Consider the following 14,520-nt stretch of genomic DNA (forward strand, 5'->3'; position numbering starts at 1 on the left):
TATCAGTACAAATTTAGAAGTTTGGACATTTTGCCCCCTTACTTTTACCGGTATCTATCCCATTTAAAAGTGGATAATCGATTAACTTTGTAAAGCACAAATTCAATGATTACTTTGTATCACTTTTCCAAAATAAATATGTAAAAGTGAACTAAACCAAAACTAAACACCACAAAACGAAACGAGATTAACTAATTATTGCTATGAAAAATTTTACTAAGTATTTATTTCTTACTGTAGTGTTTTTTGCTTTTCAGCTACGCGCCCAAACAACACCACTAACGGTTTATGATGAAACGAACTATACTGGCAGTTCTCAAACCTATCCTATCTTCAATACCTACACAAATTTAGGGGCTTTTGATAACGCAATCAAGTCTTTTACCTTGCAACAAGGCTATATGGCCACATTTGCCACAAGCTCTGATGGAACAGGCTATAGTCGTGTTTTTAGAGCTGACGATGGCATATTGCAAATACCTGATTTATCAGCAGAATCACCTTACCTTAATGGAACCATATCCTTCATTAGAGTGATGGCCCTGCATGATTATGTAACCAAAAAAGGATGGGCCGGTTGGTATCAGGATGAGTGGACTGGAGTAAATGCTAGTTGGCGCTACGATTGGTCTGCAAGTGGTAGTTCTGGTGGAACATTGGAATATGTGCCTATTAAACAGAAGATAGATTGGCCAAGTTGGGGCGAAATTGAAGCCAAGCCGAATATTACGCATGTTTTGGGTTATAATGAACCAGATAGACCTGACCAATCTAACTTGTCTAATGATGTAGTTATAGATAACTGGAAATATTTCATGAAAAGTGGATTGAGGGTAGGTTCACCTGCACATTCCGACCCCTACAATGGGCTTTGGGGGTTTATGGCTGAAGCAGAAGCCAATAATTTTCGTGTAGATTTCATAGCGATACATTCTTACTGGTCAATAAATCAGCAAAATTGGTCTTGGCGATTAGATGATGTATGGAATGCATTTAAAAGACCTATTTGGATTACCGAGTGGAATAATGGTGCTAATTGGACGGATGAAGCCTGGCCAAGTGGCAACAGGTTAGCAACCGATGCCAATGTTGCAAAACAGTTGGCGGATATTACAAACATTATAAATATTCTGGAAAGTAAACCCTATGTAGAGCGCTATTCTTTTTACAATGCGGTTGAAGATTGTAGAGCAGCAGTACTAACAATTGATGATTGCTGGAAGTCAAATAATCCTAATTGGCAAAGTTATCAGTGGTTACAAACAGCCTTGCAAAATCTGGATAACGAAGTACTATCAACTTGGTCAGCACCTTGTTATGATAATGGCCCAAATGTCACTCGTATAAAGGTCCTTACACCAACGGGCCAGTATCTTCGGGATTTAGTGTCGGCCAAAGCATTTAACCCCGCTACTGAATATGTACCCACTTGGAAACCTTTTCAAGAGAAATTAACCTACACCATTTCAGAAGATTTTCAAAACGTCATCCTTCATTGGGGAGGTTTAAATGGTGAATTGGTCAATAATTATATTGTTGAAAGAAGGTTAAGCGGAGAAACTAGTTGGTCTTCATTCTATAATTCACCTGATTACACGGTGCTTACTGCAACTGATGCATTGCCTAGTTACGCCCTGTATCACTTAAAAACTTTAGGTAAGGATGATGCAGAAACAACTTCGGCGCAAATTGCTGTTTCGGTACAATCATTGTTAAATGCAGCTCCGGTTTCAGCCAAAAAAATAGATTTAAGTTGGTCTACTGTGGAGAGCGCAGTGTCTTATAATTTAAGGAGAGCAACCACTTCTGGAGGTGCGTATGAGCTTGTTGCCTCAAATGTGACTGGCACCAGCTTTCAAGATACTAACCTAGATTCAGATACGACATATTATTACAAAATTTGGCCCGTAAACGCTGGGGGTGAAAGCGGATTTTCTTCACCAGAGGCCATGGCAACTACCTTTACGTTGTTAGAACCAAGTGGGACTGTTCAAAACATATTGGTAGGATCTGGCGACAATCAAGCGAAATTAAAGTGGGATTTTAAAGTGGATTCTCAATTTGATATTAAGCGTTCGGCGTCACAGTCCGGACCTTTCGCATCCATTGGCACTACAGGTTTTGAGGCCACTCAGTATACAGACTTAACCGCAGTCAACGGAAATACTTATTATTATACCATTTCGGCATTCAATGATTTGGGAACAACGCCCGAATCTGATATTGTAGCCTCAGATCCTAATTCCGGTCAGCATTTGTACTACGATTTTAATGGAGTTTTTGGGACAAGTCCGTATGACCAATGGGGTGTTTACAACGGAACATTATTCCCTTCAGTTGCCTCTGCTGCGGGTAAAGGCGGTGGTGGTATTAATTTAACAGGTGATGCCGATTCATATATGCAAATAGAAAATGGTGTTGTGAAGGATTTAACTGATTTTACCATTACCACATGGGTAAAATTAAATGCTACTGATAATTGGGCACGTATTTTTGATTTTGGAACAGGAACTTCAACTAATATGTTTTTGACCCCTCGAAATGGTAACAATGGCACTTACCGTTTTGCTATAAAATTCAACAATGGTGCAGAACAACAAATTAATTCCTCTGCGACTCCAGTTTTAGATACATGGACTCATGTTGCAATAACTATGAATGGTGCTTTGGGCATCATGTATATAAATGGAGTTGAGGTTGGTAGAAAGGAAAATTTCACCCTTAACCCTTCTAGTTTGGGTTCAACCACCCAAAATTATATTGGAAAATCGCAATACCCAGACCCTCTTTTAGATGGGGCTATTGATGAGTTTAGAATTTACAATCGTGCTTTAAATGCATCGGAAATTACAGCCTTGTTTGGTGAGGATATAAGCGTTCCAGGGGAATGTCCTTTTATGCCTTTGTATACCGATAAAACAAATTTAACTCCAGACCCGGAAATGGATGCTTTTAATTCATATCAAGGTTGGGGCGCTGCAAACCAAGTTTTAGAAACAGCAGATACCTATTGTGGACCAAATGCAATGAAATTAAATGGTAGATGTGGTACTTCACTTGACCTCCCTATTAACTGGGAGCCCAATAGTACATATCGTGTAAGATTCGCAGCTAAAACTGTTGGTGGCACGGCCAAGGTTGGGTTTTCAGGTACTGATGGTGCAGCTGCCTTTGTTTTTAATAATTCATCTTGGGATATAGTGGATTACGAATTTAACACAGGCACAAATGCCGGAACTGGATTAATCTTCATTAATAGTTGTGAATCTGAAACGGCCACGGCAATTCTTATCGATAATTATGAATTGTATAGAGTAGCGGATGTCGTTGTGAATGAAAATAATGAGGATTGCGGTTTTGTTCCTCTTTATGCGGGAGAACAAAATTTAGCACCAAACAGATCATGCGATAATCTGGCTGCTTATCAAGGATGGGCTAATGGTGGCACAAGGCAAGTGGTGACCGATAATGTAGATGCACATTGTGGAGACTATATAAAAGTGACTTTTAATGGCTGTAATGCAGCATTAGATATTAATCCAGTAGCTTGGGCGCCTAATGCCACCTATCGTTTGCACGTATATGTAAAAACCATTGGCGGAAGCGTTGGTTTTACGGCAAATAATGCAGACCCATCGGTTGTTGAAACCTTTGATACTGGAGGGGAGTGGCAGTTAATTGATTATTCATTTTCTACGGGTGCAAATCCATCGGCAAGTTGGTTGTCATTTAACGGATGTGATGGTTCTCCAAATGGAACGGAATTTTGGATTGATGACTTTGAATTATATAGGACAGATACCATTCTAGGCGTTGAAGATAATTTTACCCCATTTTTTGCAAATGTTAGGGCCATTGGCAACCGTGTTTACGTATCCAATGTTACCTCGACAACCGAAGTTAATATTTACAGCATTACGGGTGCTTTGGTAAAAACATTAAAAACCAATACCGATGCCGATTTTGAATTTAAAACAGGTTTATGGATTGCAACGATTAAGACTGATGAAGGTCAAAAAGCTGCTAAATTATTGGTAAGATAATTTTCAAGTTTTACATCAATTTAGATAATACAGCCAACTTCGTAAAACAATCATGAAGTTGGCTTTTTTATTAGTGTTTATTCAAGTCCGCCAACTTGAAGATTTTGGTAATATTCCGTATATTTGATTATAGGGTTATTAATTATTTAGGCCCAAAAATGAAGATATCTTACAGAATGGACATTATGTGTCCCATTTATTAACAATTCGCCCCCTAATAAAATATATTCTTTTAGGTAATTTTGCAATAAGGAACACCACGGATTCCTTTTCGTAAAACCGTTTTCAAGATTAAGTGAAGAATTTGAAGGTTTTACCAACTAAAACTAAAAAAGATGTTAAGAAAAATTACAATTAAAATTATTGTTTCATGTAGCTTTTTGTCATTTTTTGGCATTAACCTCAACTTAATTCAGGCGCAGGCTAGTACGAGCGATAATCTTAAAGCCCAACCCGTTGCAGATAGAGTTGTACCTTTTGATATTACCGATCAAGGAATATCTAAAACTATTCAGTTTGGAGCCGATTTAGCTTGGGATTCTGAGCAGAACTTTCGCCGTGTCGTACTTTTTGGAGGCCTTGATCAATTGGATATTGTAAGAGTATCACACCAACCTTCTTATCCACTGGTTAATGGAACAGATCTCACACAACAACAAATAGATAAACTAAACGGTAGACTTTATATCTTAAATACGTTTGGAGGGTCTAATATGACTTTGGCTATGAACTGCGACCATTCAAAAGGGCCAGATCCATATGTAGATCCTTGGTATGTGGGTCAACCTCAAAGATGGCTTAATCTTATAAAAGCTTCGGCACAGGCCTATCAGAACGCAGGGCATAATATTGTTACTATTGGTGCGTTCAACGAACCTGATTTTGGATGGGGACAAGGTTCTATTGATGATATGTATGCGATTAACCAATTAATGGTCAAAGATGATTTTTTCACCGGAATAAGGATTTCTGGAGGCAATACATTAAACTGTGACCAGGCGCAATACTGGTATGATTATTTAAGGCCCTCGGGAGTAAATGAAGGGAATACGCACCAATTGGCGGGTAATTTTGATAACTTTGCTAGTTTCTTAACAAACGTAAGAGCCAATGGACACCATGCTACATTGGACGAGATGCATAATGTTGCGGAAGCATTGGTAGGTTATGAATATGGCATGCAAACAGGTATTTGGTGGGGGCCGGCTGAACGTGCCCGTGGTGAAATGGTAAAGGCTTTCGACGGTGAGCGTTTGGGCTATGCCGAGCATCGATTCAATTGGACGGCAGCTGCGGTTTATAGAACTCCTTCAGGTAAGGTACAAGGGTTTATAGGAGGGTCTGAGCGTCAGGCCATCAACACAACATACAACTATGTTTCAAAAGACCGAGCAGTTTATTATGATGGTGTTGGTCCACAGCGCGAATTCGTGTTAGAATTACCAGGTGCCGATCCTGCGGATTGGCCAACCATATACCAAAATGGTCAGACTAATGGGGAAAAGGTTTTCAATATTACTTGGGGTGATGATATACAGCCTGTTATTGATGGACAGTATGTGGTTATTAATAAAAAGAGTGGTTTGGTATTGACGGTGGCAGGTGATTCTAATGAAGCGAATGTATTTCAAGGAACTTACTCTGGAGCTGCAACCCAACATTGGAACATCACACCGGTGGATTCACGTGTAGGCCTGGATTTTAGCTATCACTTCATTCAGCCGGCTAATAGCACTACAAAAAGACTAGATTTAGCTGGATTTAATTTGAATAATGGAGCTAACATTTTTATTTATGGATTCGGTGGATCTAGTAACCAAAGATGGTACTTTGACTACGATGGAGATGGTTATTTCCGAATAAGAAGTGGGGAAAGTAGCAAAGCTATTGTAGTTGCTGGCGGCGTTTCGACACCGGGTGCCAATGTAATTCAATGGTCACCGCCAGATACTGATGAATATTTATGGCGACTATTACCGGTAGGTGTTCCATTAGAGTTTGATGCACCAACTGCACCAACAAATTTAGTTGCAACCCGACAAGATGTTTCAATCAAGTTGGATTGGACGGCCAGCACCAGTAATGATGTTTCAGGCTATACCGTTTTAAGATCAGAATCGGCTTCAGGTCCCTATAACACCATTGCACGTAACATAACATTGACTTCGTTTATAGATAATACGACCAAAACAGGTGTAGAGTATTTCTATGTGGTCCGGGCAGAAGATAATTCACTAAACCGGTCGGAAAACTCTAATGTGGATTCCGAAACAGCAACAGGGGATAACGCCCTTGTGTCTCAATATGATTTTGAAGGGGATATTCTTGACAGTTCAATAAACCTAAACCATGGGGCAATAAGTGGGGCAACTTTTACTGGAGGTCATATTGGTTCTGGTGCAATTAATTTAGATGGTTCGAATGATTTTGTACAACTTCCGGCTGATATTGCCAACCATCAAGAGATTACCGTGGCGGCATGGGTAAATTGGAATGGAGGGGGCTTTCAACAGCGCATCTTTGATTTCGGAATTGGGGAAGAAGAATACATGTCCCTTTCTCCAAATGGAGCGGGATTTGGTATGCGCTTTGCTATCACCAAAGGGGGATTCTCGACCGAACAGGCACTAACGGTGCCAAAATTGACTTCTGGAGTCTGGAAACATGTGGCCCTGACCCTTGGTGCTTCGGGAGCAAAAATATATGTTGATGGCGACTTGGTTGGGGAGAACACAGGAATTACTTTAAGGCCAGAAGATATCGTTGCCGTTAAAAACTATATTGGGCGAAGCCAATATAACCAGCATGCATATTTCTCTGGTAAGATTGATGATTTCAGGGTGTACAACTATGCAATGTCTCCGGAGCAAATCTCAGATTTACACAGTGTAACATTATCAGTTGAAGATGTTGGTGTGTTGGAAAGCCTGACTCTATGGCCAGTACCGGCCAAAGATGAACTGCATTTGGATTTAAGTTCTGCAGTTGTAAACGGCCGATTGAGCTTGAGCATTTATGACCTCCACGGCCGAACATTGTCAACAAATCAAATAAGTGAAAGCAAAACAATATTGGATATTTCTGAACTGCCGCGCGGCATGTATCTGCTTAAGTTGGATAACGGAACAAACTCTACGGTTAAAAGGTTTGTGGTTAATTAGCACTTGAAAAATAAGGTTAAATATCATTTTATAGATGGTTTTGTAAAAGGGCAATTAATTTATTTCCTTTTTACATTACTAGTTATTCTATTTTCCCATAATAGATTATTTGCACAGTCATTTCATCACATTGAAGCTTATGCTGGCTTATCTTCAGTAGAAGAAAATAATGGTGTTGCCATTGCAGATTTTGATTTGGATGGCGATTTGGACATATTTGTTGTCGCTCAAGCCCAAGATCTGGAAGGTATTGCCAATAGCCATAGCAAATTGTTCAGCAATAACAATGATGGAACTTTTACTGACGTGACCGAAACTTCTGGTCTTGTTAATCTTTTTCCTGTTGGAGAGACCGGAGAAGAATCTGTGGCTTTAACGGGTTTTAAATTTGGTGCTTTTTGGGGCGATTTTGACAATGATGGTTACCCAGATTTGTTCATGACCCATACCAACAAAGTGCAACTGTTTCATAATGAAATGGATGGAAGTTTCAAGGAAGTTACCGTTGAAGCTGGGTTTAAAAAATACAATGATTGTATCAACACAGATGCAACTTGGTTTGATTATAACAGAGACGGATTTCTGGATATTTATATCTCTGATTGGGATAGTGATTGTGAAGGTAACCGACTTTATAAGAACAATGGAGATGGCACTTTTTCGGATGTTAGCAATATTTTTGATGGTGCATTAAGTAAGCTTTCTTATCAGAGCATTCCTTTTGATTTTAACGGTGATGGCTGGTTAGATCTATATGTGGCGAACGATGGAAGTGGCCAAACTAGTGATTTATTCATTAATCAAGAAGGTGCCGGTTTTGTAGAACGAGCCAATACTTTTGGACTGCTCCATTCTGCTGATGATATGGGAATGGCCATAGGGGACTACAATAATGATGGTTTTTTTGATTTATTTATAACTGCGATTGAACGAAATGCTTTGTTTACCAATAATGGCAATTATACATTTCAAGATTTGGCTCCAACACTTGAGGTTCAAAGAACGGGTTGGTCCTGGGACGTAGCTTTTCAAGATTTTGATCTTGACCGGGATGAAGATTTGTTTGTGGTTAATGGATTCAAAGTACGAGTAGAGAAAAATGAATATTTTGAGAACCTTGCTTCAAGTAACCAGGTTAGTTTTGTTAACCGTTCAAGTACAATAGGGTTGGGCGAGGAAACAATAAGCGTTGGAGCTGGAGTCTTTGACTTCGATAATGACGGAGACCTGGACATCTACTTAACCAACAATGATAGGCCTTCTTACCTCTATGAAAACGACGTTTTGGATCAATCTAGGGCAGCGGAGAACATAAATTGGTTCAAGGTTAAATTGGAGGGAACAGTCTCTAACCGTGATGCGATTGGCTCAATACTCTCAGTGAAAACGGTAAGCGGGTCATTACACAGGTATTATTCTGGCAAAGGCTTTTTGTCTCAAAACCTGGGACCAGTACATTTTGGTCTTGGCAGAGATGATGCGGTCTCGGAGCTTAAGATTATTTGGCCCTCAGGATTAATCGAAACTTACTCGAACATTTCTACCAACACGACTATTTTAGCAAAGGAAGGCCAGGGCTATCAGATTTTGGACATACAGCCCAGTATAAAACTCTATGGCTGTACAGACCCTAGCTCCTGTACATACAATCCCAATGCTGTAATAAGTACAGGTGCTTGTGTATATCCAGAAACGGGTAAAATCTTAGGCAATAAAGAGACAAAGAAGAATAGTGTTGAGACCTATTCTTATTCTTTGGATGACGATTCTGTTTTAGATTGGCAGGTTATGGGCGGTGAGATTTTGGAAATGCGGCCAAATAGTATTACGGTAAAGTGGGGAACTGAAAATCAGGGTAGGATAACATTATTGGTTACGAATAAAATTTGTACTGGGGAGATTATTGAATTAGTGGTAACGTTAATTGATGGAGGTGCAACAGATTTGGATGGGCATTCTGTTGCACGTCTTTGGAACGAGATGCTTCTCAGCCTCATCAGAAAAGATTACGCGCGGCCAACAGTGCATGCAAGAAACCTGTTTCATACGGGTGTGGCCATGTATGATGCTTGGGCCATTTATGACGACAAGGCAACCCCATATTTGATAGGCAACGAGGTGCATGGCTTTAAAAGTGATTTTGAGGCTTTTTCAACAGCCGAGCCATTAACGCAGGCCAGGAACAAGACCATAAGCTACGCGGCCTACAGGCTGTTGTCGGAACGGTTTAAGCATTCACCCAACCCAACACTTTCGCAGGCTATTCTCGATGCGGTCATGGAGGGTCTTGGCTACGATATATCAATAACGGATGAGGATTATAGCACGGGCAGCCCAATCGCACTGGGCAACTATATAGCGGGCCAGGTGATAGCCTACGGCCTGCAGGATGGCTCCAATGAGCAGAACGAGTACGCGAACATTTTTTACGAGCCGGTCAATGAGCCTTTGAACCTTTCACAGCCAGACCAGTCACAGATGGGGTCGATAGACCCTGAAAGGTGGCAGCCGCTTAGCTTCAATACCTTTATAGACCAGAGCGGTAATGTGATAGGGGGCGTCACCCCGGATTTTTTGAGTCCCGAGTGGGGCAATGTCAATCCGTTCTCATTGGAAGAAGGAGAGAGGACCGTCCATACCCGTGACGGACACGACTATAGCGTGTACCATGATCCCGGTGCACCACCGTCGGTTACCTCCGATGACTACAAATGGACCTTTACGTTGGTATCACGCTGGAGCTCCCACCTGGATCCAAACGATGGCGTACTGTGGGACATCTCGCCAAAATCTATTGGCAATATTTCACCGAGCCAATTTCCACAGAAGTTTTCTGATTATAAAGATTTCTATAAAGAGGCCGAAGGAGGTGACATAGGCACGGGGCACGCGATGAACCCGGTAACGAAACAACCTTATCAAGAACAGGTTGTCCCCCGTGGAGACTATACCCGGGTATTGGCTGAGTTCTGGGCGGACGGCCCGGACTCCGAGACCCCACCTGGGCACTGGTTTACCATACTGAACTATATCAACGACCATGAGCTTTTAAAGAAAAGGTTCAACGGTCAGGGCAATATCCTGTTCGATTTGGAGTGGGACGTGAAGGCCTATTTCATTTTGGGCGGTGCCATGCACGATTCTGCCATAGCATCTTGGGGCGTTAAGGGGTGGTATGACTATATACGGCCCATATCGGCCATACGCTATATGTGCGCCAAGGGGCAGTGCACCGATGCCTCTAAGCCAAACTATGATACTTTGGGCATCCACTTAATGCCGGGCTTGGTCGAGCTTGTTGAGGAGGGCGACGCACTGGCTGGCAAGAGCAATGAGAACATTGGTAAGATAAAGCTTTACTCCTGGAAGGGGCATGATTATATAGACGACCCAGCGGTTGACGAAGCGGGCGTGGGCTGGATTTTGGCAGAGAACTGGTGGCCCTACCAGCGTCCTACGTTCGTCACGCCACCGTTTGCGGGCTATGTTTCAGGGCATTCGACCTATTCAAGGGCGGCGGCCGAGGTGTTGACCCTGCTAACGGGCGATGCATATTTTCCCGGTGGCATGGGCGAGTTCTTTGCCAAGAAGAACGAGTTTTTGGTTTTTGAGGAAGGGCCCTCGGTGGACGTAACCCTGCAGTGGGCGACCTATAGGGACGCATCGGACCAGTGCAGCCTGTCGCGTATTTGGGGCGGCATACATCCGCCGGCGGATGATATCAATGGACGGATAATCGGTGAAAAGATAGGAAAAGAGGCCTTTGAGTTTGGGGCAAGGTATTTTGAGGGCTTCACGGACGGCACAACGCCAATATCCGTAGTGGACATGAGGGTTTACCCGAACCCTGTGTCGGTCACCACAATGAAGGTATACATTACGGGTACGGCCTTGGATGACTTGGTCTACCTGTTCGACATAAACGGAAGGCTTCTGGAAATCCCTAATAGGGAGTACGATGAGGCCACTGGTGTGTCCAGGATAACATTGTCAAGGTCATTGGCCACGGGTATGTACGTGCTGAAGGTTAACGACCTGTCCAGAAAGATTGTTGTTGTTAGGGAATAATTAAAATTAATGAGTAACCAACTAAAGTTTAAATAAAAAAAATATTAACGGGCATTATTAAATATTACATGAAACATCTAAAATTAACATTGGTATTATTGCTTTTTACTGTGCTAGGGAATGCGCAGAAAGAAACAAATGAATGGGAAAATCCACAAATAATTGATCGTAACAAAGAAGCGGGAAGATCCTCTTTTGTGTTATACGGCGATGAGGCATCTGCACTTACGGATACACCCCAAAATTCAAAATATTACAAAAGTTTAAATGGCACTTGGCAATTTAATATTGTTAAGAATCCAGAAGAAAGACCAATGGATTTTTATGAAACAGGTTTAGATGTTTCTGGCTGGAAAACCATTGAAGTACCTTCAAACTGGGAAATGCAAGGTTACGATATTCCAATTTATACCAATATCATTTACCCTTTTCCTAAAAATCCGCCTTTTATTGATGGCGATTATAACCCTGTTGGTAGTTACAGACGCACATTTTCGGTTCCAAGTGATTGGGATGGAAGTGAAGTGTTTATAAATTTTGGTTCCATTTCTGGCTATGCCCGTATATTCCTAAATGGTCTGGAGGTTGGAATGACAAAAGCGTCAAAGACTGCTGCCGAATTTAACATAACCCCATTTTTGAAAAAAGGCGAAAATTTGCTTGCCGTACAAGTTTTCCGCTGGCATGATGGCAGTTATATAGAAGATCAGGATTTTTGGCGATTAAGTGGTTTGGAGCGCGATGTGTATTTACAGGCTGTTCCTAAAAAAACAATATGGGACTTTTTTGCAACCGCCAGTCTAGATGATATTTATACAAATGGTATTTTCAATGTTAATGTAGATTTAAGAAAATTTGAAGGGAAATCCCCAAAAAAGCAAGTTGCTTCTATAAAACTTTTCGATCAGAACGGAAATGTGGTTTATTCAGAAGAAAAGAAAATTAAATCTTCCGATGCAAAAATTAATTTCGCTTCAACGATAAATAATGTTTCAAAATGGAGCGCGGAAACCCCAAATCTTTATCGTATGGTTTTAAAACTATCAGATAAAAAAGGAGCTCAGGTTATTTCCAAAAAAATAGGTTTTAGAAAAGTTGAAATCAAGGATTCCCAACTTATGGTCAATGGACAACCACTGATGGTCAATGGAGTAAACCTTCATGAGCACCACGGTACAAAGGGACATACTCCTGACAGGGCAACTATGTTGGAAGACATAAAAATAATGAAGCAAAACAACGTCAATGGGATTCGAATGAGCCATTACCCGCACGATCCCTATTTGTATACTTTATGTGATGAGTTGGGGATGTACGTGGTAGATGAAGCCAATATTGAAACCCATGATATGGGTGCGGAATGGCAATCTGAATTCGATAAAGGTAAACATCCGGCTTATTTGCCAGAGTGGGCCCCAGCGCACATGGATAGGATGAAACGCATGTTAGAGCAAGATAAAAACCATGCGTCAATCATTATTTGGTCTATGGGTAACGAATGTGGAAATGGACCCGTGTTTTATGATGGTTACAAATGGTTGAAAGATCGAGATAAAACCCGTTTTGTGCAGTTCGAACAAGCAGGACAAAACCCAAATACGGATATTGTAGATCCGATGTATCCGCGCATTGAGCATATGAAAGATTATGCTAACGGTGATGACCCACGCCCTTATATCATGTGTGAATACTCTCATGCCATGGGCAACAGTAATGGTAATTTTCAAGAGTATTTTGATATCATGAAAATGAATAAAAAAATGCAAGGTGGTTTTATTTGGGATTGGGTAGACCAAGGCTTAAAAGCTGAAACACCAGATGGCAGAATGTTTTGGGCTTATGGTGGTGATTTAGGAGGTGAAAACCTGCAGCACGATCAAAACTTTTGTGCTAATGGTTTGGTGTCGGCCGATAGAACTCCTCATCCATCGCTTTATGAGGTTAAAAAAGTGTATCAGGATATTTCTTTTTCACTAAATGATGATACTTTGGAAATAACCAATAACTACAATTTTACTAATCTAGATCATTATAACTTCAAGTGGGTTTTAAAAGAGAACGGAAAAGTAGTTGCAGATAAGGCTTTTGAAGTTACAGCAACCCCGAACGAAGCGAAAGAAGTTAAATTAAATTTGCCAGTTTTAGAGGGTGATAAGGAATATTTCCTTGATGTATATGCCTATACGAAAAATGCAACGGAAACTATTCCCGAAAACCATGAAGTCGCTCGTGAGCAATTTAATCTTGGATCAGGTGATTATTTTGTTTCAAAAGCCAATATAGATGGAAATATTGCTTTTAAAGTGAAAGATGACATTCTTTCATTTTCAAATGATTTGGTTGAAGGGGAATTTAATTTGGCTACAGGTAAATTACAAAAGTATATCGCCAAAGGTGACGAGGGAACTATTGAAAAATTCCCTGAGCCTTATTTTTGGAGAGCGCCCACAGACAACGATTATGGCAATAAGATGCCGGAACGACTGGGCGTTTGGAAAAATGCCCACAAAAATTTAAAGGTTGAAAACGTTACTTTAGCCAAGAACTCAGGTGCTGGTATTCCTATTAAAGTGGAGTTTTTCATTTCAGAATTGGATGTTCCTTATACGGTTGACTATCTGATTCAAAATGATGGCTCAATAAAAATAACTTCCAGTATTGATATGACTTCTAACGTATTACCCGAAATGCCACGATTTGGTATGCGCATGATTTTAGATGGTAGTTTTGATGGATTGACCTATTATGGAAGAGGTCCATGGGAAAATTATTCCGATAGAAACACGGCATCTTTTGTTGGAATTTACAGCGATGATGTTGAAAACCAATTCACTTGGGAATACATCAGACCCCAAGAGACTGGTTATAAAACAGATGTGCGTTGGCTAAAATTAAAGAACAAAAATAACAAAGGTTTAAAAATTGTTGGAGAACAACCTCTTGGATTTAGTGCATTGAATATGAGCACTGAAACCTTGGATGGAGGAGAAAACAAAGCTCAAAAACACCCAACAGATATTGTTGTTGAAAAAGATAAAATATATCTGCATATTGATTTGAAACAACGAGGCGTTGGTGGTGATGATAGCTGGGGAGCCTATCCGCACAAACAATATCGTTTAGAGGATAAACAATATTCATTTAGTTACATTTTAAAACCAATTAACTAGATAATTTAATTTGGATTAAGGAACGGAAAATTTAATTTTCAAGGTTTTTGCTTCTATCTTTGTGGGATTATAATCAAA

At 40.6% G+C, this 14,520-nt stretch carries 4 protein-coding genes; all 4 read left to right on the top strand.

The features are described from left to right. The first annotated feature begins 203 nt into the window (after window positions 1-203). The 4 genes from ACB104_RS12665 (at window position 204) to lacZ (ending at window position 14,442) form a co-directional block, all read left to right on the top strand. The gene (locus ACB104_RS12665) at window positions 204-4,043 is read left to right on the top strand and encodes a LamG-like jellyroll fold domain-containing protein (protein WP_370479273.1); all 3,840 of its coding nucleotides are present in this window, start codon (window positions 204-206) and stop codon (window positions 4,041-4,043) included. Between the two features lie 335 nt (window positions 4,044-4,378). Next, window positions 4,379-7,204 carry a LamG-like jellyroll fold domain-containing protein gene (locus ACB104_RS12670; protein ID WP_370479275.1) on the top strand — a complete coding sequence of 942 codons (2,826 nt, stop codon included), beginning with the start codon at window positions 4,379-4,381 and terminating at the stop codon, window positions 7,202-7,204. A 3-nt stretch (window positions 7,205-7,207) separates the two neighbouring features. Further along, window positions 7,208-11,272 (top strand): FG-GAP-like repeat-containing protein, encoded by a 4,065-nt coding sequence (locus ACB104_RS12675; RefSeq protein WP_370479277.1) that lies wholly within the window; start codon window positions 7,208-7,210, stop codon window positions 11,270-11,272. Between the two features lie 68 nt (window positions 11,273-11,340). Continuing rightward, a complete protein-coding gene (lacZ, locus tag ACB104_RS12680) occupies window positions 11,341-14,442 on the top strand; it encodes a beta-galactosidase, LacZ type (RefSeq protein ID WP_370479279.1) in 3,102 nt (1,033 codons plus the stop codon). The last annotated feature ends 78 nt before the right edge of the window (window positions 14,443-14,520 follow it).

It is taken from the genome of Tamlana flava (assembly GCF_041287255.1).
GTDB classification, from domain to species: domain Bacteria; phylum Bacteroidota; class Bacteroidia; order Flavobacteriales; family Flavobacteriaceae; genus Tamlana; species Tamlana flava.